This window comes from Magnetospirillum sp. (assembly GCA_027532905.1).
Classification (GTDB): Bacteria; Pseudomonadota; Alphaproteobacteria; order CACIAM-22H2; family CACIAM-22H2; genus Tagaea.
In genome coordinates this window covers 482,570-504,301 of sequence record JAPZUA010000001.1, presented here as the reverse complement: position 1 = coordinate 504,301, position 21,732 = coordinate 482,570, and the positions used below count along the sequence as shown (strand labels likewise).

20 protein-coding genes are annotated in these 21,732 nt (G+C 65.1%); 14 read left to right on the top strand and 6 right to left on the bottom strand.

Annotation, left to right across the window (positions count from 1 at the left end):
* Window positions 1–11 precede the first annotated feature (11 nt).
* Window positions 12–281 carry a DUF4212 domain-containing protein gene (locus O9320_02435; GenBank protein MCZ8309681.1) on the bottom strand — a complete coding sequence of 90 codons (270 nt, stop codon included), beginning with the start codon at window positions 279–281 and terminating at the stop codon, window positions 12–14.
* A gap of 343 nt (window positions 282–624) precedes the next feature.
* Between O9320_02435 and O9320_02430 the strand changes: the two genes are divergently transcribed.
* Entirely contained in the window at window positions 625–1,173 is a 549-nt protein-coding gene (locus tag O9320_02430) for a hypothetical protein (protein MCZ8309680.1), read from the top strand.
* A complete protein-coding gene (locus O9320_02425) occupies window positions 1,173–2,624 on the top strand; it encodes a DUF294 nucleotidyltransferase-like domain-containing protein (GenBank protein MCZ8309679.1) in 1,452 nt (483 codons plus the stop codon). The genes O9320_02430 and O9320_02425 overlap by 1 nt, the downstream gene beginning before the upstream one ends.
* Here O9320_02425 and O9320_02420 read toward each other — a convergent pair.
* Window positions 2,602–3,924 (bottom strand): exonuclease domain-containing protein, encoded by a 1,323-nt coding sequence (locus O9320_02420; GenBank protein ID MCZ8309678.1) that lies wholly within the window; start codon window positions 3,922–3,924, stop codon window positions 2,602–2,604. The two genes, O9320_02425 and O9320_02420, sit on opposite strands and share 23 nt — an antisense overlap.
* A gap of 89 nt (window positions 3,925–4,013) precedes the next feature.
* Here O9320_02420 and O9320_02415 point away from each other — a divergent pair, with 89 nt between their 5' ends.
* Together O9320_02415 and ettA are read left to right on the top strand one after the other, a co-directional pair.
* Complete coding sequence (locus O9320_02415; GenBank protein ID MCZ8309677.1) at window positions 4,014–5,195, top strand: GTP-binding protein; 1,182 nt, start codon at window positions 4,014–4,016, stop codon at window positions 5,193–5,195.
* A gap of 102 nt (window positions 5,196–5,297) precedes the next feature.
* The gene (gene ettA / locus O9320_02410; GenBank protein MCZ8309676.1) at window positions 5,298–6,980 is read left to right on the top strand and encodes an energy-dependent translational throttle protein EttA; all 1,683 of its coding nucleotides are present in this window, start codon (window positions 5,298–5,300) and stop codon (window positions 6,978–6,980) included.
* A gap of 18 nt (window positions 6,981–6,998) precedes the next feature.
* Here ettA and O9320_02405 read toward each other — a convergent pair whose 3' ends face one another.
* Both O9320_02405 and O9320_02400 read right to left on the bottom strand, forming a co-directional pair.
* Window positions 6,999–7,631 (bottom strand): ABC transporter substrate-binding protein, encoded by a 633-nt coding sequence (locus tag O9320_02405; protein MCZ8309675.1) that lies wholly within the window; start codon window positions 7,629–7,631, stop codon window positions 6,999–7,001.
* A 23-nt stretch (window positions 7,632–7,654) separates the two neighbouring features.
* The gene (locus O9320_02400) at window positions 7,655–8,536 is read right to left on the bottom strand and encodes a VacJ family lipoprotein (protein MCZ8309674.1); all 882 of its coding nucleotides are present in this window, start codon (window positions 8,534–8,536) and stop codon (window positions 7,655–7,657) included.
* A gap of 387 nt (window positions 8,537–8,923) precedes the next feature.
* Here O9320_02400 and O9320_02395 point away from each other — a divergent pair, with 387 nt between their 5' ends.
* From O9320_02395 to metH, 4 genes are read left to right on the top strand one after another with little or no spacing between them, the layout of a single operon-like run.
* On the top strand, window positions 8,924–9,925 hold the full coding sequence (locus O9320_02395; GenBank protein MCZ8309673.1) for a metalloregulator ArsR/SmtB family transcription factor: 1,002 nt from the start codon (window positions 8,924–8,926) through the stop codon (window positions 9,923–9,925).
* Window positions 9,926–9,948: 23 nt separating this feature from the next.
* Window positions 9,949–10,863 carry a methylenetetrahydrofolate reductase gene (gene metF / locus O9320_02390; GenBank protein MCZ8309672.1) on the top strand — a complete coding sequence of 305 codons (915 nt, stop codon included), beginning with the start codon at window positions 9,949–9,951 and terminating at the stop codon, window positions 10,861–10,863.
* A gap of 11 nt (window positions 10,864–10,874) precedes the next feature.
* On the top strand, window positions 10,875–11,927 hold the full coding sequence (locus O9320_02385) for a homocysteine S-methyltransferase family protein (protein ID MCZ8309671.1): 1,053 nt from the start codon (window positions 10,875–10,877) through the stop codon (window positions 11,925–11,927).
* 1 nt (window position 11,928) lies between these two features.
* Window positions 11,929–14,571, top strand: coding sequence for a methionine synthase (metH, locus tag O9320_02380; protein ID MCZ8309670.1), 2,643 nt, complete (start codon window positions 11,929–11,931; stop codon window positions 14,569–14,571).
* Window positions 14,572–14,584: 13 nt separating this feature from the next.
* Here the strand turns inward: metH and O9320_02375 are convergent, their stop codons facing one another.
* Window positions 14,585–15,529: a hypothetical protein gene (locus tag O9320_02375; GenBank protein ID MCZ8309669.1), complete on the bottom strand. Its 945-nt coding sequence runs from the start codon at window positions 15,527–15,529 to the stop codon at window positions 14,585–14,587.
* A gap of 67 nt (window positions 15,530–15,596) precedes the next feature.
* On the opposite strand from O9320_02375, the gene O9320_02370 reads away from it, so the two are divergent.
* The 4 genes from O9320_02370 to O9320_02355 all read left to right on the top strand — a co-directional run bounded on the left by O9320_02370 (window position 15,597) and on the right by O9320_02355 (window position 17,279).
* Entirely contained in the window at window positions 15,597–16,106 is a 510-nt protein-coding gene (locus tag O9320_02370; GenBank protein MCZ8309668.1) for a thioesterase family protein, read from the top strand.
* Window positions 16,107–16,133: 27 nt separating this feature from the next.
* Window positions 16,134–16,295, top strand: coding sequence for a hypothetical protein (locus O9320_02365; GenBank protein ID MCZ8309667.1), 162 nt, complete (start codon window positions 16,134–16,136; stop codon window positions 16,293–16,295).
* A gap of 74 nt (window positions 16,296–16,369) precedes the next feature.
* Window positions 16,370–16,546 carry a CbtB-domain containing protein gene (locus tag O9320_02360; GenBank protein ID MCZ8309666.1) on the top strand — a complete coding sequence of 59 codons (177 nt, stop codon included), beginning with the start codon at window positions 16,370–16,372 and terminating at the stop codon, window positions 16,544–16,546.
* Between the two features lie 10 nt (window positions 16,547–16,556).
* Entirely contained in the window at window positions 16,557–17,279 is a 723-nt protein-coding gene (locus O9320_02355) for a CbtA family protein (protein ID MCZ8309665.1), read from the top strand.
* Between the two features lie 18 nt (window positions 17,280–17,297).
* On the opposite strand, the gene O9320_02350 is transcribed toward O9320_02355, so the two are convergent.
* Window positions 17,298–18,296, bottom strand: a complete 999-nt coding sequence (locus O9320_02350) for a S1C family serine protease (protein MCZ8309664.1) — start codon at window positions 18,294–18,296, stop codon at window positions 17,298–17,300.
* Window positions 18,297–18,401: 105 nt separating this feature from the next.
* Between O9320_02350 and O9320_02345 the strand changes: the two genes are divergently transcribed.
* Together O9320_02345 and O9320_02340 are read left to right on the top strand one after the other, a co-directional pair.
* Window positions 18,402–20,675, top strand: coding sequence for a UvrD-helicase domain-containing protein (locus tag O9320_02345; protein ID MCZ8309663.1), 2,274 nt, complete (start codon window positions 18,402–18,404; stop codon window positions 20,673–20,675).
* The gene (locus tag O9320_02340) at window positions 20,672–21,556 is read left to right on the top strand and encodes a 50S ribosomal protein L11 methyltransferase (GenBank protein ID MCZ8309662.1); all 885 of its coding nucleotides are present in this window, start codon (window positions 20,672–20,674) and stop codon (window positions 21,554–21,556) included. The genes O9320_02345 and O9320_02340 overlap by 4 nt, the downstream gene beginning before the upstream one ends.
* Window positions 21,557–21,732 lie beyond the last annotated feature (176 nt).

The following is a 21,732-nucleotide window of genomic DNA, read 5'->3' as shown; positions in this document are numbered from 1 at the left end:
CTGTGCGCTCCTTATTCTTCTTCGACGCCGAATTCGCGATCGATGTCGTTCTGGGCCGACGAGCTCCAGAAGCACAGAATCACGTAGCCGGTGATGGAACCTTGGGCGACGAACCAGAACCCGAGCGGGAAGCCCAGGATCGTGATCGCGTTCAGTTCGCGCGCGAAGATGTGGACGACGAAACTCAGGAAGAACCAGATCGCCATCGAAGTCCACATCAGCGTGGACGTCTTGGCCCAATGGGCCTTGGCCTCTTCCAGAGAAAGCTGCTTTGCAGCCATGGGGGAACCTCTCTGTTTAGTTGTCGTGCCGTGCGTCGGCACCCGGTTTTTTTGCCGCAACCTTATGCGCACCGATGCCCCTTGATCGACGGGGTGCGCACGAATTGCGGACGTGGTTGCGGCTTTGGTTTTGGAGCGAGAAGGGTGGGGGGCATCCTCCGGACATGCGCTTGCATTTCGAGTCTTGTTCTACAAGCTGCATCGCGTGTATCACGGACGCCGAAATCTTCGCAAGCGTCATTAAACATTGGATATTCTCATGGAATTCACAGTGGGTTTGCGTAAATATATTGCCGATACCGTCCGCAGGTGGCGTGCGGCACCGCTCACGGATTTGGAATCCTTGAAGATTTTCGTGTCCGAGCGGGCTGCTTTGCTGGCCCAGCGCGCTTCGCGCGAGTTCTGCCGCAACTCGCTCGGCCATTACGGCCAAGCCGCCTTCAACGACGACGCTTTCCAAGCCGCCTTGCAGGTCTGCCGATGGGAAAGTTTCGTGACCGTTCTGGCCGACATGCTGCTGGTGGTTGAGGGCGAATTGCGCAGCCCCGGCGCGGTCGACGATGCAAGCCTCAATGCCGGGCTCGTGCGCGTCTACGGCGATATCCTGGGCCAGTATCCGGCACCGGCGAGCCGCCCCGAGGGCTGGGGTGGCGACATCGCTACGTTCGAAGCACGGCTGCTGGCCGCGATCGCCAAACCGCCCCGCCCGGTGCAGAAAATCGCAATCCGTTCGTCCAAGCGCATGTTCGAAACGTTGCCGGTCAAATCGGGCGTGCACGATGCCGACTACCAGGCCGTGGCGGGGGCCGTGAAATTCGGCATGCTGTCGTTTCTGCAGGATCTGCGCCCGATGCTGCGCGGCGCCGAAACCCGCGCGGCCCTGGGCGGTTGATGGCAGGGCTTATCGCCCTCGATCTGTTTTTGGGGCGCGCGCGCGACGCGCTCGTCGAAGTGCCTGTCGTGCCGCACGATCTGCCGATCGCCGCCGCCCTCGAGGCGCTGGCCGCTGCCAATGCGTCGGCGTTGCTCGCGGTCGATGCCCAGGGGCGCCTCGCGGGCTTGCTCACCGAGCGCGACGTCGTCACGCGCGTGGCGCTCAAGGCCTCGGCAAGTGCGCCAGTGGCGCAGTTCATGACGCCCGACCCGGTCGCCGTGTCGGCCGACGAATATCTCTACCGCATTCTCGGGCGGCTGCGGCGGCGCGGCTGGCGGCATATGCCCGTCGTCGATGCCGATGGCAAGCCCTTGGGCCTTGTGGCGCGCGCGGGTGCTTTGGCGGCGGCGGGTGCGCGCGTGCTGCGCGAACTCGACATTCTGGGCGGCCTCGAAGCGGCGTTGGGCGACCATCGCACGGCCAAAGCCGCCCAGATCGAGCTTGCCCAAGCGCTGCTCGACGACGGATTGCCCGCCCCCGACATCCAGCGCATCGTGACCGAGATCAACCGCGACCTGCATCGCCATGTGGTGGCGCAGCATCTGGCCGAGTTGGGGCCGCCGCCGGTCGCCTTCACGTTTCTGATCATGGGCTCGGGCGGGCGCGGCGAAAGCTTCCTCGCCCCGGACCAGGACCACGGCATGATGCTCGCCGACTATCCCGACGATGCGCACGACAGGATCGACGCGTGGTTCATCGAATTCGCCGTGCGCATCTCGCAGACCCTGGCCGCGATCGGGTTCGAGCTGTGCAAGGGCAATGTGATGTCGTCGAACCCGGTGTGGCGCAAGACCGCGTCGCAATGGGCCGAGCAGATCGGCCTATGGATCGAGCGGCGCACGCCGGCGGCCTTGCTCACCGCCGATATCTTCTTCGATTTCGAGCCGATCTTCGGCGATCCGGCCCCGGCCGTGCGCCTGCGCGGGCAGGTTGCCGCAGCGCTCAAGCGCCATCCGGGCTTCGCGCGCGCGATGCTGGGCGAGGATCGGCGCCTCAAAGTGGCCCTCGGCCTGTTCGGGCGTTTGGCACCGATCGCCTCGGGCGAACATGCCGGCGAAATCGACTTGAAGATGAGCGGCACGATGCCGCTGGTTGCCAATGCGCGTCTGCGTGCCTTGCGTGCCGGAACGCTTGCGACGGGTACGCGCGCACGGCTCGAAGCGCTCGACGCTGCCGGCGCTTTGGCGCCGGGCGAGGCTGCAGGCCTTGCCGCCGCCTTCGAGACCGTGACGTTCTTTTTGCTGCGCGGCCAGCTTGCCGCCGCACGCGCGGGCCGCGTGCCCGGCAACTATGTGCGGCCGAGCGAGCTGACCAAGCCCGAACGCACGCGGCTTGCCGACGCGTTGCACGCGATCGACCTGTTTGCGGCCGCCACGCGCGCCGAGATTACAGGCCGCCTGCTCGGCTGAGATTGTGCGCGGCCAGGCGCATGTCGAGCGCCATGTTCGAGGCGGCCGCAAGCTCGCCGTAGGTCGCAAGGCCGCGATGGCGACAGATATCGACGAGCTTGGCGAAGATCGCGGCCGTCGCACGCGCATCGTCGAGGGCCGAATGGCGGCGGCCGATTTCGACGCCGAGCAGATTCGCAAGCCCTTCGAGGCTGTGGTCGGCAAGATCGGGAAACAGCCAGCGCGCCACGAGCAGCGTGTCGAAGGGCGGATTGTCGAACGCATATCCGCCCGCTTTGGCCGCCCGCGCCACGAACGCCAGATCGAACGCCGCATTGTGTGCGACCAGCACCGCATCGTGCGCGAAGCGCTTGAGCTGGGCGATCGCGGCGGGCGCATCGGGGGCACCGGCCACGGCCGCGTCGTCGATGCCGTGGATCGCGGTCGATGCCGGCGGGATCGGCCGGCCCGGATCGACGAGCGTCGAAAAATTCTCGCTGCCCAGCACGCGGCTGCCGAGCACGCGCACGGCCCCCACCGACACGATCGCGTCGTTTTCGATGTCGAGCCCGGTCGTTTCGAGATCAAACACGCAGTAGGCGAGGGCGGCGAGCGGCCGGTCGGCGAGGTCCGCGTCGGACGGCGACAGGCGTAAGGCGTCGAAATCGAAAAACTCGGGCCGCGGCGGCACCGCGGCACGCGCGTCTTGATCCGTATCGCGCGCGCCGAAAGTCAGCACGTAGGCGTCGCTTGCGGCCGCCGGATCGCGCACCCAGGCAAGGCGCGCCGCAAAGGGCCCGCGCCCGTCGGCCAGATAAATCTGCGCCGAAGCGCAGTTGCCGGTTCTTGCGGCGGCAAACGCCGCATCGACATCGGCAATCTCGACCAGCAGGCGCAAATCGCGCCGCAGGCCCACCGGCCCGCACGGGGCCAGCAGCTCGTTGGCGCGCGCGTTGAACAGCAGCAGCCGGTGGTCGCGGTCGGCGACGATTACGGCTTCGCTCAGATCGCGCAAGATCGCCTCGAGCCACGCGCGGTCGTGCTGCGTTTGCGCGTCGCCCGCGTTCGCGGCGGCGCGTGCGGCTTCCAGTTCCGCCGCGAGGGCGCGCCGCTCGGCAGCGGCAAGAGCCATGGTTTTGCGGAACGCGGCAGCCGCAACCGCGAGGGCAAGTGCAAGCCCGAGGCCTGCGCACAGCAAGGCTGCGGCAAGGCCAGGCGCTTGGCCGCCGCGCGCGAGGCTCCAATAGAGGCCCGCGAACAGCGCCAGCCCGAGCGCCGAGCCGAGCAGCAAACGCGCGACCGGAAGATGCGGCGACGACATGCGTTCCTTATAGCCAAAAAATCGGCGCGCGGCGACAGGGCGGCACCGGGCTTGCCGCGCGTCGCCGCCGGGTGCTATCGCTTGGCCCGATGGAAAACACTCCCGCGCCGGGCGGCTGGACGCCCCTTCCCATATCGGTGCTGACCGGGTTTCTGGGCAGCGGCAAGACCACGCTGTTGACGAAGCTGCTGGTCCATCCGGCGATGGCCAAGACGGCCGTGATCATCAACGAATTTGGCGAAATCGGGCTCGACGATCTGCTCGTGCAGGGCGAGTTGCTGAACCATGTCGATCCGGAAGCCCAGACCCAGTTCGTGAAGATGAATTCGGGCTGCCTGTGCTGCACGGTGCGCGGCGATCTCGAAGTCGCGTTGCGCGATCTTTATCTGAAGCGCGTGCGCGGCCAAGTGCCCGAATTCGTGCGCGTCGTGATCGAAACGACGGGCTTGGCGGATCCCGCCCCCATTCTGCACACGCTGATCGACGATCCGGTGCTCGCGGCCTATTACCGGCTCGACGGCGTGGTCGCCACGGTCGATGCGGTCAATGCCGATGCGCAGCTCGACGCGCAGTTCGAAAGCGTGAAGCAGGTCGCGGTTGCCGACCGGCTCGTGCTGACCAAGACCGACATTGCCGATCCCGCCAAAGTCGCCGCCTTGCGCTTGCGCTTGGCCGCGATCAACCCGGCAGCCCCGGTGATCGTGGCCGTGCAAGGCCAGGTCGATCCCGCATTTCTGTTCGATGCGGGCCTCTACAATCCCGCAACCAAGACGGCCGATGTGCGCCGCTGGTTGGCGGAAGAAGCCTATGCCGCCAAGAAGGAACACGACCATCATCACGGGCACGATCATGGCCACGACCATGACCATGGGCACGATCATGCGCATGACCACGGCCATGATCATGGGCACGGCCACGCGCACCACGACGTCAATCGCCACGACGACCGCATCCGCGCGCACTGCCTGACCATCGACGAACCGATGGACTGGGACGTGGTGGCGAGCTGGCTTGGCAGTCTTGCCCAGTCGCGCGGCGCCGATTTGCTGCGCATGAAGGGGTTGGTCAACGTGGCGGGCGAAGAGCAGCCCGTCGTCGTGCACGGCGTGCAGCACCTGTTCCACCCGCCCGCTCGCCTGCCGGCTTGGCCCGATGCGGATCGGCGCTCGAAATTCGTGTTCATCACGCGCGACGTGCCGCGCGCCGATCTCGAAAAGACGCTGGCCGCTTTCCAAACCGATGCGGCCAAGCGCGCCGCCCTGGTGCGCTAGCCCCGCGCCGACAGAACGTAAGCTTGATCCGGCCCCGAGGTGTGCTATCTCGGAGGCCAGTTTTTTTGACGTCCGCACCGCCCGCCCGAGGAACAGCCCGCCATGGCCGCCTATCAATATGTCTACGTGATGAAGCGTCTCGCCAAGGTCTATCCGGGCGGGAAAAAGGTGCTGGACGATATTTGGCTGTCCTTTCTGCCGGGGGCGAAGATCGGCGTGCTGGGCCTCAACGGGTCGGGCAAATCGACCTTGCTCAAGATCATGTCGGGGCGCGATCCGGACACGTCGGGCGAACATTTCCTGGCCGAAGGGGCGACGTGCGGCCTTCTCGAGCAGGAGCCGCATCTCGATCCCAAAAAAACCGTGGCCGAAAACGTCATGGAAGGTTTGGGCTCGCTGAAATCGATGGTCGACCGCTTCGAAGACGTGTCGAACAAATTGGGCGAAGTGACCGACGACGATGAGATGAATGCGCTTTTGGCCGAGCAGGCCGAGCTGCAGGAGAAGATCGACGCCGCCGACGCCTGGGACCTCAACCGCACGATCGAAATCGCCATGGATGCGCTGCGCTGCCCGCCGGGCGATGCGGCCGTGACCAAGCTTTCGGGCGGCGAGCGCCGACGCGTGGCTTTGTGCCGCCTGCTGCTGCAGAAGCCCGATCTCTTGCTGCTCGACGAACCGACCAACCATCTCGACGCCGAATCTGTCGGCTGGCTCGAGCGCTTCTTGCACGATTATCCGGGCTGCGTGGTGGCCGTTACGCACGACCGCTACTTTCTCGACAACGTGGCGGGCTGGATCCTCGAGCTCGACCGCGGCAAGGGCATCCCTTGGGAAGGCAATTACTCGTCGTGGCTCGACCAGAAGCAGAAGCGCCTGGCCCTGGAAGAGAAGCAGGAAACCAACCGCCAGAAGACGCTCGAGCGCGAGCTCGAATGGATCAAGTCGAGCCCGCGCGCGCGCCAAGCCAAGAACAAGGCGCGCATCCAGGCCTACGACGCGCTGGTGGCCGAGGAGCGCGACCGCGCGCCGGACAGCATGCAGATCCAGATCGCACCGGGCCCGCGTCTCGGCAACACGGTCGTGGTGGCCGAGCAGCTCAGCAAGGGCTTCGGCGACAAACTCCTGATCGACAAGCTCGATTTCCGCCTGCCGGCGGGCGGCATTGTCGGCATCATCGGGCCCAACGGGGCCGGCAAAACGACGCTTTTCCGCATGCTGGTGGGCCAGGACAAGCCCGACAGCGGCAAGCTCGAGGTCGGCGAGACGGTGCAGTTCGGCTACGTGGACCAGAGCCGCGACGATCTCGACGCCAACAAAACCGTGTGGGAAGAAGTCTCGAAGGGCGACGACATTCTCGTGATCGGCGGCCGCAACGTGCCGAGCCGCGCCTACGTGGCGTCGTTCAATTTCAAGGGTGCGGACCAGCAGAAGAAGGTCGGCCAGCTTTCGGGCGGCGAGCGCAACCGCGTGCAGCTCGCCAAGATGCTCAAAGCCGGCTCCAACGTGCTGCTGCTCGACGAACCGACCAACGATCTCGACGTCGATACGCTGCGCGCCCTCGAAGACGCGTTGCTGGGATATTCGGGCTGCGTGCTGGTGATCAGCCACGACCGTTGGTTCCTCGACCGCATCGCCACGCACATCCTGTCGTTCGAAGGCGACAGCCAAGTCGTTTGGTTCGAAGGCAACTACCAGGATTACGAAGCCGACAAGAAGCGGCGCCTTGGTGCGGATGCCGACCAGCCGCACCGTATCAAATACAAGCCGCTTACGCGGGATTGATCGGGAAGAGGGAAGTTTCTAGCTGCGCCCGGCGGGCGCTGCGGCCGGGGCGGTGGTCTTGGCGCGCAAGGCTTCGATCAGCGCCGACAGGCGGCCGCCGTTGCGCTGCACGGTCGCCGAAAAGTCGTCGCGCTGCGTGATCGCCATGCTCACGTCTTCGATGATCACGTCGATGATGCGCCAGTTGTCGCCATTCGGGCGCACGCGCCACGTCACGCGGACCGGCGCACCCTGGGTGCGCATGAACTGCGACTGCACGAAAGCCTCGTTGTCGTCGCCGCGGCGCGATCCCACGGTCACGATCTTTTCGCCGCCGTAATCGGCAAAGCGCGTGGCGTAGCTCGCCACGATGTAGTCTTCGAACACCTTCAGATATTCCGCACGGTCGGATTCGCTCGCCGTGCGCCACGGCGAGCCGAGCGCGAAGCGGCCGATCGTGGTCACGTCGAACGCTTCGGTGAAGATCTTGCGGAAGCGCTCTTTGCGCTCTTCGTGGTCGATGTCTTTGGAGGTCAGCCCCTCGATCGCCGTCTGCGACAGCCGGTCGATGAACTGGGAGGCCGAGGGGACGGCATTCTGCGCGCGCGCGGACGGCACTGCCAACGCCAGTGCGAGCACGGCGACGAAGCTCAGAAGGATGCGGCGCAGCATGGCGCGTTATCCCCTTGCGTCCGTCACTGCGCTGCGTCGGCGCGCGAACCCGAAACGCCGGGAACGTCGCCGTCGGTCATGCGCGGCGAGGGCGGGCTGGAGCCCGGATCGGCATTGCGGATTTCCGCGCGGCGACGTTCGACCGAAACGCGGCGCACGGTCGCGTAGAGATCGGTCGAGCTGCGCTGCAGATCTTCGATCTGCTGTTTGTTGGCGTCGCGATAATGCACGGCCGTGGTGCCGGCGCGCGCGTAGGGCGCCCAGTCGATACGCGTGCCGCGCGTGAGCAGATTGAACGGATCGAGGAACGCATCGACCACGAAGCCGACGAGGTCGCGGCCGTTCGACGAGCCCAGCACGGGCAGCATCAGATAGGGGCCGTCCTCGACGCCCCAGCTGCCGAAGGTCTGGCCCGCGTCTTCGTCGTGCGGTGCGAAGCCCAATTCCTTGGCCGGATCGAAGACGCCGAAAAAGCCGATCAGCGTGTTGATGAAGAAGCGCGCGACGGCCGTACCGGCACGTTCGCCCTGGCCCTGCAGCCCGTCATTGGCGACGGTCCACGGTGTGCGCAGATTGCCGAGGAAATTGCCGGTTCCCGTGCGCACGCCCTGCGGCAGCAGGCCGTACCAGGCGGCGGCGGGCTTCAGCATCACTTCGTCGAGAAAGCGGTTCACTTCGAAGAAGTAGCGGTTGACCGGCTCAATCGGGTCCCAGATTTCGCCGCCCGCTTCGTTTGCCTGTGCGATTTGGACCGGCGCGATTTGGACCTGCACGGCGGTTGCCGATTGCTCGGCGGCGCGTGCGGCCGAAGCGCCGACAAGGAGGCTGGTCGCAAGCAGCGCCGTCAGACACGTACGACGCACCAAAGCGAAATCCGACAAGCGCAAATTCGACGTGAGCGACATTGGAGTGGGGAACCCTTCGAGACGAGACGCGACTATTGACCCAGAAACGCTTCAGAGATCCGAGACCCCCGCCCAAGCGACAACGACGGTAGCACGAATACGTTTACGAACGCTGAACAGCTTCGGATCTTTGCCCACGTTAGACTCGATCTTTCGGCATGTTCTGCACTCCCGACACCGCGCCCTTTGGTACGAATCGAGCCTTGCAGAACGAATTGTTATCATAGGGCCTGGCGCCAAAACCATAGCCCGACAATTGCCCCACAGGCTTCCGCCTCCGCCTGTTGCGCCGATACAACAGGCAATCTGGTCTAAATCGAAGTCAGCTCGACTTATCTATTGCAAGATATAAACATATCGTTATATGTATGTTTCTTAGGAGTAGGAATGTCGCTGTCGCTGAGCACAGTTTTGGAAGCCTTGCGCGCCGCCGCCGAGCCCACAAGGCTGCGGTTGTTGGCGCTGTGCGCAAAGGGTGAGCTTACGGTCAGTGAATTGGTGCAGATTCTGGGGCAGAGCCAGCCGCGCGTGTCGCGCCATCTCAAATTGCTGTGCGACGCAGGCCTGCTCGACCGGCTGCCCGAGGGCAGTTGGGTTTTCTACCGGCTCGCGGCCGGCACGCATGCGGACGGCTCGGTCGGCGCACTCGTGCGCAAGCTCGCCGAATTGCTGCCGACCGACGATGCGCAGCTGCAGCGCGACCGCGACGGCCTCAACGCCGTGCGCGCGACGCGGGCCGCCCGCGCGGCCGCGTATTTCGACGCCAATGCCGCAAGCTGGGACCGCATCCGCTCGCTGCATGCGCACGACCGCGAGGTCGAGCAGCGCCTGCTCGATCTGATGCCGCCGCGCGCGGGCTTCGACATGCTCGATATCGGCACGGGCACGGGGCGCATGCTCGAGCTGCTGGGTGCCCGCGGTGCGCGCGGCGTGGGCATCGACCAGTCGCACGAGATGCTGCGCGTGGCGCGCGCCAACATCGCCAAGGCGGGGCTTGCGAATGTTTATGTGCGCCAGGGCGACATGTATCGCCTCGCCTGGGACGCGCCCGAATTCGACGTGGTGACGATCCACCAGGTGCTGCATTTTGCCGACGATCCGGCGGCCGTGGTGGCCGAAGCCGCGCGCGTGCTGCGTCCCAGCGGGCGGCTTGTGATCGTCGATTTCGCACCCCACACCTACGATGCGCTGCGCAGCGAAAACGCGCATCGGCGCCTCGGTTTTGCCGATGCCGACATGCGCGCCTGGCTGCTTGCAGCAGGTCTCGTCCCCGTCGCTCCGGTCAAACTGCCGGGCGAAGCTTTGACCGTCTGCCTGTGGGCGGGCGACAAGGCGGCAAGCGCTTATGCTGCACCTACCTCTCTTGCCCCCACCTCATTGGCCTCGTGAATAGAAGAAGGAACCTTCCCCCCATGAACGAACGGCTTTTCGGCGGCGAAACCGCGACTGGTGCGATCACCGTTAGTTTCGAATTTTTCCCGCCCAAGAACGAAGAGATGGACAAGCAGCTGTGGGCCGCGTTCGAGCGCTTGGCGCCGCTGGGTCCGCGCTTCGTTTCGGTCACCTATGGGGCAGGCGGGTCGACGCGCGAGCGCACGCATGCGGTCGTCAAGCGCATCGCGTCGGAAAGCGACGTGTCGCCGGCCGCGCATCTCACCTGCGTTGCCGCCACGCGCGAGGAAATCGACGACGTCGTGCGCAGTTACTGGGCGGCGGGCGTGCGCCATATCGTGGCCTTGCGCGGCGATCCGCAGGCGGGCCAGACCAAATACGAGCCGCATCCCGGCGGCTATGCCTATGCCAACGACCTCGTGGCCGGCATTCGGCGCATCGCGAATTTCGACATATCCGTGGGTGCGTATCCCGAATCCCATCCCGATGCGCCCTCGCCCGAGGCCGACATCGACTATCTCAAGGCCAAGTTCGATGCGGGTGCCAATCGCGCCATCACGCAGTATTTTTTCGACACCGACGTCTATCTGCGCTATCGCGACCGCTGTGCGGCACGCGGCATTCGCAACGAAATCGTGCCCGGCATCCTGCCGGTGACGAATTTCGCGCAAGTGCAGAAATTCTCGAAAATGTGCGGCGCATCGGTGCCCGGCTGGCTTGCCGACCTGTTCGACGGCCTCGATCCCGATCCCGAAACGCGCCGCCTTGTCGCCGCAATGGTCGCGGCCGAGCAGTGCCGGCGGCTTCAGGCGCACGGCGTGACCAATTTCCATTTCTACACGCTCAACCGCGCCGATCTCGCCTATTCGATCTGCCATGTGCTGGGCCTGCGCCCGGCCAAGATCGCAGCACCGCTTGCGGCAAAATCGGCTTGAAAGACCCATCCATGACACGCGCGCAAAAAGCCGAGTTGTTCCGCAAAGTCGCGGCCGAACGCATCCTCGTGAAGGACGGGCCTTACGGCTCGATGATCCAGAGCTACAAGCTCGACGAGGCGGGCTACCGCAATGGGCGTATCTACAATCACGACCAGAAGGGTAACAACGACCTGCTCAATCTCACGCGCCCCGAGATCGTGGCCGAGATCTGCAACAAATACATCGACGCCGGTGCCGATCTTCTCGCCACCAACAGCTTCAACTCCAACGCCATCAGTTTGGCCGATTACGGGCTGCAGGCGCAGGCGCGCGAGATCAGCATTGCGGCGGCCCAAGTGATCCGCAAAGCCTGCGATGCGGCGATGGCCAAAAATCCGGACAAGCCGCTCTTCGTGATCGGCGCTTTGGGGCCGACGAACAAGACGCTGTCGATCAGCCCGGACGTCAACAATCCGGGCTACCGCGCGGTGTCGTTCGACGAGATGCGCGACATTTACCGCGAACAGATCGACGGGCTGCTCGACGGCGGGGCGGATTTCATCATGGTCGAAACCGTGTTCGACTCGCTGAACGCCAAGGCCGCCCTCGTGGCGTGTTCGGAAGCGGGCGAAGCGCGCGGCGAAGAGATTCCGGTCATGTGCTCATTCACGCTGACCGACATGGCCGGGCGCAATCTCTCCGGCCAGACGGTCGAAGCGTTCTGGAATTCGGTGCGCCACGCAAAGCCGCTCACCATGGGCATGAATTGCTCGTTCGGGGCGACCGAACTCTATCCTTACGTCGGCGACATCCAGGGGCGCGCGGACACGCTGATCTGCGTCTATCCCAATGCGGGTTTGCCCAACGACATGGGCGCCTACGACGAGCCGCCGGAAATGACCGGCCAACTCGTGGGCGTGTGGGCGCGCAATGGCTGGATCAACGTGGTTGGCGGCTGCTGTGGTACGACACCCGGCCATATCGCGGCGATCGCCAAGTCGGTGGCGGGCGTGCCGCCGCGCAAGATCCCAAAACTCGGCGCGCGGCTGCGGCTTGCGGGCATGGAAGCGGTGAGTTTCTGACATGAGCGAACCCAGCAACGCGAGCGCCAGCGCTACCTTCGTCAATATCGGCGAGCGCACCAACGTCACCGGCTCGGCGGCGTTCAAGAAACTCATTCTGGGCGGCGATTACACCGCCGCCGTCGAAGTGGCACGCCAGCAGGTCGAAGCGGGCGCGCAGATCATCGACGTCAACATGGACGAAGGCCTGCTCGACGCCGAAAAGGCGATGGACACCTTCCTGAAGCTGATCGCGGCCGAGCCGGACATCACGCGCGTACCCGTGATGATCGACAGCTCGAAATGGTCGGTCATCGAAGCGGGCCTCAAATGCGTGGCCGGCAAGCCCATCGTCAATTCGATTTCGATGAAGGAAGGCGAAGCGCCGTTCATCGAACACGCGCGCAAAGTTCGCCGCTACGGCGCTGCCGTCGTCGTGATGGCGTTCGACGAAAAGGGCCAAGCCGACACGGCCGACCGCAAGGTCGAGATCTGCAAGCGCGCCTACCGCATCCTCGTCGACCAAGTGGGATTCCCGGCTGAAGACATCATCTTCGATCCGAACATCTTCGCGGTCGCGACGGGCATCGAAGAGCACAACAATTACGGCGTGGATTTCATCGAGGCCACGCGCCGCATCAAGCAAGAATGCCCGCACGCCAAAATCTCGGGCGGCGTTTCGAACCTGTCTTTCTCGTTCCGCGGCAACGAAGCGGTGCGCCGCGCGATGCATTCGGTGTTTCTCTACCATGCCATCAAGGCCGGCATGGATATGGGCATCGTCAATGCGGGCCAGCTCGACGTGTACGACACGATCGCCCCCGAGCTTCGCGACGCGTGCGAGGACGTGATCCTCAATCGCCGACCCGACAGCACCGAACGGCTGCTCGAACTTGCGCCGAAATACAAAAAATCGGGAGCCGACGCACCCGACGCGGCGGAGCTCGAATGGCGCAGCTGGCCGGTCAAGAAGCGGCTCGAGCACGCGCTCGTCAAAGGCATGGACCAATATGTGGTCGAAGACGCCGAGGAAGCGCGCCAACAGGCGGGCCGCCCCATTGAGGTCATCGAAGGCCCGCTGATGGACGGCATGAACGTGGTCGGCGATTTGTTCGGGGCGGGCAAGATGTTCCTGCCGCAGGTCGTCAAATCCGCGCGCGTGATGAAAAAGGCGGTCGCCCATCTCATCCCCTATATCGAGGCCGAGAAGACCGCCGATTCCAAGCCCAAGGGCAAGATCGTCATGGCGACGGTCAAAGGCGACGTGCACGATATCGGCAAGAACATCGTGGGCGTCGTTCTTCAGTGCAACAATTTCGACGTCGTCGATCTCGGCGTGATGGTGCCCGTGCAGGAGATCCTGCGGGTGGCGGCCGAAACCAAGGCAGATATCGTCGGCCTCTCCGGCCTCATCACGCCCTCGCTCGACGAGATGGTGACGGTCGCCGAAGAGATGAAGCGTGCCGGCATGAAGATCCCGCTGCTGATTGGCGGCGCCACGACCTCCAAGACGCATACGGCCTTGCGCATCGCCCCGCGCTACGACGGGCCGACCGTGCATGTGCTCGACGCCTCGCGCGCGGTGAGCGTGTGCTCGTCACTGCTGTCGGACACGCAAGCCGATGCGTTCAACGCCGACGTGCGCGCCGAGTACGAAAAAATCCGCATCGAGCGCGCGGGCGGCCAAAAAGAATCGCTCGTCTCGCTCGTCGAAGCGCGCGCCAACGCGCCCAAGCTCGATTGGTTCGACTACGTGCCGCCCGAGCCCAAGCTGCACGGCACCAAGACCTTCGCCGACTATCCGCTGGCCGAGCTTGTGCCCTATATCGACTGGACGCCGTTCTTCCGCGCTTGGGAATTGCAGGGCACCTATCCCGCCATTCTCGACGACAAGGTCGTGGGCGAAAGTGCGCGCAATCTGTTCGCCGACGCACAAAAAATGCTGAAGCGCCTTGTCGACGAAAAATGGCTCGTGGCCAAGGGCGTGTTCGGGCTGTGGCCGTGCCGGCGCATCGGCGACGACGTCGCGGTCTACGAGGACGACAAGCGCAGCAACGAAATCGGCCGCTTCCATTTCCTGCGCCAGCAAATCGCCAAGCGCGGCGGACGCGCCAACGACTGCTTGGCTGATTTCATTTCGAGCGAGGCCGATTACATCGGCGGCTTCGCCGTGACGGCGGGCCACGACATCGAAGCGCATCTGGCCCGTTTCAAGGCGCAGCACGACGACTATTCGGACATTCTGCTCAAAGCCCTTGCCGACCGCTTGGCCGAAGCTTTCGCCGAATGCCTGCATGCGCGCGTGCGCCGGGAATTCTGGGGCTATGCGGCCGACGAGACGCTTTCGAACGAAGATCTCGTGGCCGAAAGATATCGCGGCATCCGTCCGGCGCCGGGCTATCCCGCATGCCCCGACCACAGCGAGAAGGTCGAACTTTTCCGTCTGCTCGACGCGCATCATCAAACGCGCATCAGCCTCACCGAAAACTTCGCGATGCTGCCCACGGCCGCCGTGTCGGGTTTCTATTTCTCGCACCCGAAGGCGGCGTATTTCGGCGTGGCGCGCATCGGCAAAGACCAGGTCGCCGAATACGCGCATCGCCGTGGTGTTTCGCTCGAACAGGCCGAAAAATGGCTGCGGCCGAATTTGGGCTACGAGACGTAAGGGCTGCGCGCGCCTAGCGCAAAGCCCGCCGGTAGATGGGCCCCAGCAGGGCCGGCGTCATGTAGATCGGGAACTGCATGCAGGTGAAATAGAGGAAGAGGTCGCTGTCGCTGCCAACGCCGATCGCCCCCACCACCAAGGCGAAATTGCGGTTGCCTGCACCCAAGCACGCGGTCAGCGTTTCGGTGCGCTTGAGGCCGAGCGGTTTTTCGAAGGGCAGCATCAAGGCTGCCGCCAAAGCCTGAAGGCCGAAATTGGCCGCAAATGCGGCGACCATATAAAGTGCGACCTTGCCGGGCTCGGCCCAAATCGCCTCGGCAAATCCGTCGACGGCCCCGAACGCGAAGACGACGAGCAGCAGAACGCCGATCCCGCCGATGGCATTGTCCCAGCGCTGCAGGCGCACGGGGCCCGCGATTTTGCGCACGATCCAGGCGGCCGCAAAGGCCCCGCCGACGAGGGCGGCGAGCCGCAGCAGCAGGTCGCTCGCACTGATGCCGACTTCCAGCTGCAGCAATGCCGCCGCGAGCGGGGGCAAGGTGAAGGGTACAGCAAGGCTGGTGCCGACGAGCAGCACGAGCGCCCAGCGCGAATCGAGCCCGAGCATGCGCGCATAGGCCGTCATCGACACGAGGATGGGTGCTGTGGCGAAAATCCCGATCGAAAGCGCGAGCGGGGCGGGCAGCAGCCATGCCGCCAGCGGGACGGCCGCGAGCGGGACCCCCACCATCAGCAGCACCACGAGGATCGCCAGTTTCACAGGTTCGCGCAGCGGCTCGGCCAGCGTGCGCCAATCCATGCGCAGAATGGCCGTGGCAAGCAGGATCGTCACGGCCGGCAGCAGATAGGGGCGTGCGGCGGCGGCAAGATCGGGCAGCACCATCCCTGCGAACAGGCACAAAGCAAGGATGGTCGAGGCGCGGGAATTGACCCAGCTCAGCATTTGGTTCGGCGTCATGGAAATTCTTTAGCATGGTTTTGCGGGCTCTTGCCCAATCGCCAAGGTCGGGCGCATTCTCGCTTCCATGGATACGAAAAACACTGCCTTCGCCGCCCCGTACGACCGCCATGCCGAAGCGATCCGCCCCGAATGGATCGACTACAACGGCCACATGAACGTCGCCTTCTACGTGCTCGTGTTCGACAACGCGACCGACGCGCTGTTCGAGGCGATGGATTTCGGGGCTGCCTGGCGCAAGCGCAGCGGACGCAGCTTCTTCGCCGTCGAAGCGCATGTGCGGTATCTGGCTGAACTCACGCTTGGCGACGAGGTGCGTGTGGCGACGCAGATCCTCGGCGCGGGCGACAAGCGGCTGCATTATTTCCACACGCTGCGCCACAAGACGACCGGCACGCTTGCTGCAACCATGGAAATGCTGTCGCTGCATGTCGATCTCGGCATGCGCCGCGCCATACCGTTTGCCGACGACGATCGCGCGCGCATCGCGGGCTTCGCCGCGTCCCATGCGGCTTTGCCGATCCCCGAAGGGGCCGGGCGGGCGGTCGGCTTGCGCAAAGCCGACGCGCAGCGTTAGTGTCCCCGCTTTCGGGGGGCCTTGACGATGCAGCGAAAAATCAAATCTCTGGCGCTGGCAGCACTCGTGGCGGCCGCACTGGCCGCCTGTTCCATCGACGACGTTAAAAATGCCGGACAGGCCAGCGTGCGCAGTTGGTGCCGCAACGCGCCGCAGATCTGCACCGATCACGACGAAAAGAAGTACTGAGGCGCGGTCGGCTTGCGCAAGGCGTCCGAACCGCGCTAGGTTCAACGAATATTTCGAGCCGGGGGGATTCGCCGATGATCCAGCAGACCGTTTACGTCCAGCCCGCCGTCCGGGCCAAGGCCGCCTCGGCCGCCGCTTTGGCGCTGCTGTTCGGCATCTTCGTGCTGGCAGGCGTCGGTTTCGCCGGCGCTTCCGTCATCCACAATGCGGCGCACGATTCGCGCCACAGCTTCGCTTTCCCCTGCCACTGAGGCCGGTCCGATGATCGCGCGCCTGTTCTGGGTTGCCCTGGTCGCCGGGGCGATCGCCGGGCTCGTCGCCGCTGCTTTGCAGGCCGTCGGCGTGTGGCCGCTGATCGCGATCGCCGAAACTTTCGAAGTCGTCGGGGCGATGCCGGCTGCGGATATGCACGGGCATGACCATGCCCATGATTGGTCGCCCGAAGGGGTCTCGCGCATCGGCCTGTCGGTGCTGTTCGACGTTTTGGCCGGGGTCGGTTTTGCGCTGCTGGCCAACGCCGCCTTGCTGCTGGCGCGCTCGGTACGCGGCGTCGCACTCGATTGGCGTTTGGGCTTGGGCCTCGGGGCCGCCGGGTTTGCGGCTTTCTCGCTGGCCCCCGCTTTGGGGCTTGCCCCTGCTTTGCCGGGCATGGCCGAAGGCGACCTCCTCGCACGCCAAACCTGGTGGATTGGCACGGCCGTGGCGACGTTGCTCGGCGTGGCACTAATGGCGCTTTCGCGCGGCGGCTGGCTGTGGGCGTTGGGTCTGCTCGCACTCGTGCTGCCGCACGCGGTGGGCGCACCCGGCGAGGCGACGGGCCTTGTCGCCTTGATGGGCCAAAGCGGGCCGTTGGGCGAAGACGGGATGACGGCCGAATTGGCGCAGCGTTTTGCGTTGGCGTCGCTTGCGGCGGCCGCCGTGTTCTGGGCGGTACTCGGGATCGCCTCGGCGAAACTCCAGCGCCGCTATCTCGACATCGCCTGAAGGCTGGAGTCCTGAAGGTTAGAGCGTGGTGCGCAGCTTCAAATGGTTGCGCCGATCGACCGACGGCACATTCATGCGCCGAACTGCGCCGTCCTGCACGAGTTCGAATTCCAGCACAGTGCCCGCCGGGCCTTGCGCCCATAAAGCGCGGTAGAATTCTTCGAGCGTCGCCGGCCGCGCGTTTTTGACGGCGGCCACAACGTCGCCGCGCTTGATGCCGGCCGCTTCGGCTGGGCCTTGCGGCGTCACGCGCAGCACCACAAGCCGCCCGCCGCCCAATTCGCCCAAGGTCATGCCGAGCCACGGGCGCACCGGCGCCGTCGATTGGCCCGACACGATGAGGTCGGCCAGCAAAGGCGGCAGTAGATCGATCGGGATGAACACATTGCCCGGAATCGGATCGGGCGTGCCGCTGGCATTGTTGACCACGAGCGAGCCCACGCCGACCAAGCGCCCGTCGGCGTCCACGAGGGCGGCCCCGCTCCAAGCCGGATGCGGCGGGGCGGTCCAGATCGCCTCGTCCAAGAGATACTCCCAATTGCCTGCAAACGCGCGCCGCGACACGACGGCGGCCGGGGCGGCCGAAGCGCGCCCGCCATAGGCGAGGATGGCGACCGGATCGCGGTCGCTCACGTCGCGCGAGCGGCCCAGCGCCAAGGGTTTCAGCCCGCGGGGGCTCTCCGCCATGCGCAAGAGGCCAAGCCCGCTATCCTGGTCGTATCCGACGATCGTTGCGGGCACAGCGCGCCCGTCGGGCAGATGCACCTCGCCGCCCGAAGCTTCGACCATCAGGTAGCCGGCGGTCACCAGGAGCCCGCTGGCGTCGATCAAAATCGCCGAACCTTCGCGCTCGCGGCCGAGCGTCTGGGCCGTGCGCGCTTCGGCCGGCACGAAAGTCTTGAGACGGAAGACGGCACCCAGCGCGTCTTCGAGCGTTTGGGCCTGAGCCGCCCAAGGCAACGCTGCGAGCGAAAAAACACCAAGTGCGAGTGCCAAGACGAAACGTGCAACACGCATGGCCGTCTCCTTTGTGTCGGGGGTCGGATAACGCCGCCGCCTTGGCAAGCATTCTCCATGCCACGGCCGGTTTCGCCAAGGGGGTTCGTGCTATATACCCCGACGATGGATTCCCACCCCGAATCGCTCCCGGCTTCGCCCCCCGCATCGGCCGGGGAACCGGCCTATCTGCGCGCCCTCAATCCGCAGCAGCGCGAGGCCGTGGTCTCGACCGAAGGGCCGCTCCTGGTGCTTGCGGGTGCGGGCACCGGCAAAACGCGCGTGCTGATCACGCGCGTGGTGCATCTGCTCGTGCAGCGCAAGGCGTTCGCGAACCAGATCATGGCCGTGACCTTCACGAACAAGGCCGCGGCCGAGATGCGCGCGCGCATCGGTGCGCTCGTCGGCGATTCGGCAAGTGCGATGTGGCTCGGCACGTTCCACGCGCTTGCCGCCCGCATCCTGCGCCGCCATGCCGAGCTTGTCGGCCTCAAGCCCAATTTCACGATCCTCGACCAGGACGACCAGATTCGGCTCATCAAGCAATTGCTGCAGGCCGAAAACATCGACGACAAAAAATGGCCGCCGCGCCTCGTGCATGCGGCGATCGAGCGCTGGAAGGATCGCGGCCTTGCCCCCGACAAATTGGGGGCCGAGGCCAATGCCGACGCGGTCGTCGATCTTGCGGGCGGCCGCTTGGCCGAGCTTTACGCGATGTACCAGCGCCGTCTCCTCACGCTCAATGCGTGCGATTTTGGCGATCTGCTTTTGCACAATTTGACTTTGTTCCAGCAGCAGCCGGAGATCCTGGCCGAATACCACAAGCGCCTGCGCTATCTGCTCGTCGACGAATATCAGGACACGAACGTGGCGCAGTATTTGTGGCTCCGCATTCTGGCCCAAGGCTCGCGCAATCTCGCCTGCGTGGGCGACGACGACCAGTCGATCTACGGCTGGCGCGGTGCTGAAATCGGCAACATCCTGCGCTTCGAACAGGATTTTCCGGGCGCCAAGATCGTGCGGCTCGAGCAGAATTACCGCTCGAGCGAACATATCCTGGCGGCTGCCTCTGGCCTCATCGCGCACAACCGCGCGCGGCTCGGCAAAACCCTGTGGACGGCGGCGGCCGGCGGCGAGCTTGTCTCGGTGCGGCCTGTGTGGGACGGCGAGCAGGAAGCGCGTTTCGTGGCCGACGAGATCGAAGCCCTGCAGCGCGCGGGCGAAAAGCTCGGCGACATGGCTGTCCTGGTGCGTGCCGGCTTTCAGACGCGCGAATTCGAGGAGCGCTTCATCACGCTCGGCATCCCGTATCGCGTGGTCGGCGGCCCGCGCTTCTACGAGCGCGAAGAAATCCGCGACGCGATCGCGTATTTGCGCGTGATCGTGCAGCCCGACGACGATCTTGCCTTCGAGCGCATCGTCAACAAGCCGCGCCGCGGCATTGGCGACGCGACGGTGCAAACACTGCAGCGCTTGGCGCGCGCGCGTTCCATGCCGCTCTTGGCGGCAGCCGAAATGCTGGTCGGCACGGACGAGCTCAAGCCTGCCGCGCGCAACGCGATCCGCCGCCTGGTCGAGGATTTCGCGCGTTGGCGCGCCCAGGCGCCGCGCGCCAACCATGCCGAACTTGCCGCGACCGTGCTCGACGAAAGCGGCTATACGCGCATGTGGCAGGAAGACAAATCGCCCGAAGCGCCCGGCAAGCTCGAGAATCTCAAAGAACTCGTCGCCGCCCTCGAAGAGTTCGACGATCTCGGCGCGTTTCTCGAGCACGTGTCGCTCGTCATGGAAAACGCCGAAGCCGCTCCCGGCGACATGGCGAGCCTGATGACGCTGCATGCCGCCAAGGGCCTCGAATTCGGCGCCGTCTTCTTGCCGGGTTGGGAGGAGGGGCTGTTCCCGCATCCGCGCGCCCTCGACGAAAAGGGCGAGGCGGGGCTCGAGGAAGAGCGCCGCTTGGCGCATGTCGGCCTAACGCGCGCGCGCCGCCGCGCCTATGTGAGTTTCGCCGCCAACCGGCGCATCCACGGCATGTGGCAATCGAGCGTGCCGTCGCGCTTCGTGGCCGAATTGCCGCCCGAGCGGCTGTTGGTGGCAAGCGAGCCGGGCCTGTGGGGCGACGGGCCGCAATTCGCGGGGCAGGCGCTGGGGCAAGCCGCCGGCGAATTGGCCGAACCTGTGCGCCGCTTTTCCCACGGCAACCGGTGCGCGCCCGTGATCGACGGGCGTGCGACGACGAGCGACACGCGCCGCCATGGTGGCCTTGCCGCAGGCATGCGCGTGTTTCACCAGAAATTCGGCTACGGCCAGGTGCTGGCGGCCGAAAGCGGCAAGCTCGAAGTCGAGTTCGAGCATGGGGGCTTGAAGCACGTGATGGAAAATTTCGTGGAGAAAGCATGAGCACGATCTGGCGCCTGGCGTTTCCCGCCGATGCGATTTCGCAAGCGGCCTATGTGCAGGCGATCGAGGAAGAGGCGGGGGCGCTGACAGCGTTCGAAACCGTGCCCAACGGGCCGTGGCTCGTGGAAGCGTTTTTCGACGCAAAGCCCGATCTCGGGCGCTTGGCGCCGCTGATCTTCAAGGCTGCCAAGGATCTCGGCCGCAGCGTGCCTTCGCTCGCTGTCGAAGAATTGCCCGAGCGCGACTGGCTTGCCGAAAACCGCGCGTCTTTCCCGCCGCTCGAAATCGCGCGCTTCTACGTCTACGGCAGCCACGTGCAGCGCCCGGTTCCGGCGGGGGCGTGGCCCGTGGCGCTCGACGCGTCGATCGCGTTCGGCTCGGGCGAACACGCCACAACCAAGGGCTGCTTGCGCGTGATTTCCGACCTTGCCAAGCGCCGGGGGGCCAAGCGCAAAAAAATCCACCGCGTGCTCGATCTCGGCTGCGGCTCGGGCATCCTGTCGATCGGTGCGGCGCGCGCCTGGCCCGCGCGCGTGCTCGCAAGCGACATCGACCCGGACTCGGCCGATCTGGCGCGCGAAAACGTGCGGCGCAACGGCCTCGCCGCGCGTATCGAAGTACGCGCCTCGGCCGGGTTCGCGAAGCTCGGGCGCACGCAAGCGCGGTACGATCTGGTGCTCGCGAACATTCTGGCACGCCCGCTCACGCAGCTTGCAGCCCGCCTTGCGGGCGCCGTCGCACCCGGGGGTACGCTCGTTCTGTCAGGCCTGCTCGCTGAGCAGGATACCTGGATTCGCGCGGTTTACCGCCTGCACGGCATGGTTTTCTGCGGCCGAATAGCGCAGCAAGGCTGGCATACATTGCGCTTTACGAAGCGCTAAACCCTTCGCCGCAATGGAAAAGCGCGCCCGACACGCGTGACTATTTACCATTCTGCAACTGGAAAATTATGTTGAACCGCGCTGATGGTATCGGCATATTGCCGTATCCCCGCTGTAGATTGCGGGAGTCTATAATTAGCAGTTCAGGCATGTAAAATTTGGCCTGCCAGAAGAAA

Coding starts and splice junctions, on each gene's coding strand:
- O9320_02395 (MCZ8309673.1), top strand. CDS start 8,924: ATGTCGCTGTCGCTGAGCACAGTTTTGGAAGCCTTGCGCGCCGCCGCC.
- ettA (MCZ8309676.1), top strand. CDS start 5,298: ATGGCCGCCTATCAATATGTCTACGTGATGAAGCGTCTCGCCAAGGTC.
- metF (MCZ8309672.1), top strand. CDS start 9,949: ATGAACGAACGGCTTTTCGGCGGCGAAACCGCGACTGGTGCGATCACC.
- O9320_02345 (MCZ8309663.1), top strand. CDS start 18,402: ATGGATTCCCACCCCGAATCGCTCCCGGCTTCGCCCCCCGCATCGGCC.
- O9320_02385 (MCZ8309671.1), top strand. CDS start 10,875: ATGACACGCGCGCAAAAAGCCGAGTTGTTCCGCAAAGTCGCGGCCGAA.
- O9320_02350 (MCZ8309664.1), bottom strand. CDS start 18,296: ATGCGTGTTGCACGTTTCGTCTTGGCACTCGCACTTGGTGTTTTTTCG.
- O9320_02400 (MCZ8309674.1), bottom strand. CDS start 8,536: ATGTCGCTCACGTCGAATTTGCGCTTGTCGGATTTCGCTTTGGTGCGT.
- O9320_02425 (MCZ8309679.1), top strand. CDS start 1,173: ATGGCAGGGCTTATCGCCCTCGATCTGTTTTTGGGGCGCGCGCGCGAC.
- O9320_02420 (MCZ8309678.1), bottom strand. CDS start 3,924: ATGTCGTCGCCGCATCTTCCGGTCGCGCGTTTGCTGCTCGGCTCGGCG.
- O9320_02365 (MCZ8309667.1), top strand. CDS start 16,134: ATGCAGCGAAAAATCAAATCTCTGGCGCTGGCAGCACTCGTGGCGGCC.
- O9320_02375 (MCZ8309669.1), bottom strand. CDS start 15,529: ATGACGCCGAACCAAATGCTGAGCTGGGTCAATTCCCGCGCCTCGACC.
- O9320_02435 (MCZ8309681.1), bottom strand. CDS start 281: ATGGCTGCAAAGCAGCTTTCTCTGGAAGAGGCCAAGGCCCATTGGGCC.
- O9320_02405 (MCZ8309675.1), bottom strand. CDS start 7,631: ATGCTGCGCCGCATCCTTCTGAGCTTCGTCGCCGTGCTCGCACTGGCG.
- O9320_02340 (MCZ8309662.1), top strand. CDS start 20,672: ATGAGCACGATCTGGCGCCTGGCGTTTCCCGCCGATGCGATTTCGCAA.
- metH (MCZ8309670.1), top strand. CDS start 11,929: ATGAGCGAACCCAGCAACGCGAGCGCCAGCGCTACCTTCGTCAATATC.
- O9320_02360 (MCZ8309666.1), top strand. CDS start 16,370: ATGATCCAGCAGACCGTTTACGTCCAGCCCGCCGTCCGGGCCAAGGCC.
- O9320_02370 (MCZ8309668.1), top strand. CDS start 15,597: ATGGATACGAAAAACACTGCCTTCGCCGCCCCGTACGACCGCCATGCC.
- O9320_02415 (MCZ8309677.1), top strand. CDS start 4,014: ATGGAAAACACTCCCGCGCCGGGCGGCTGGACGCCCCTTCCCATATCG.
- O9320_02355 (MCZ8309665.1), top strand. CDS start 16,557: ATGATCGCGCGCCTGTTCTGGGTTGCCCTGGTCGCCGGGGCGATCGCC.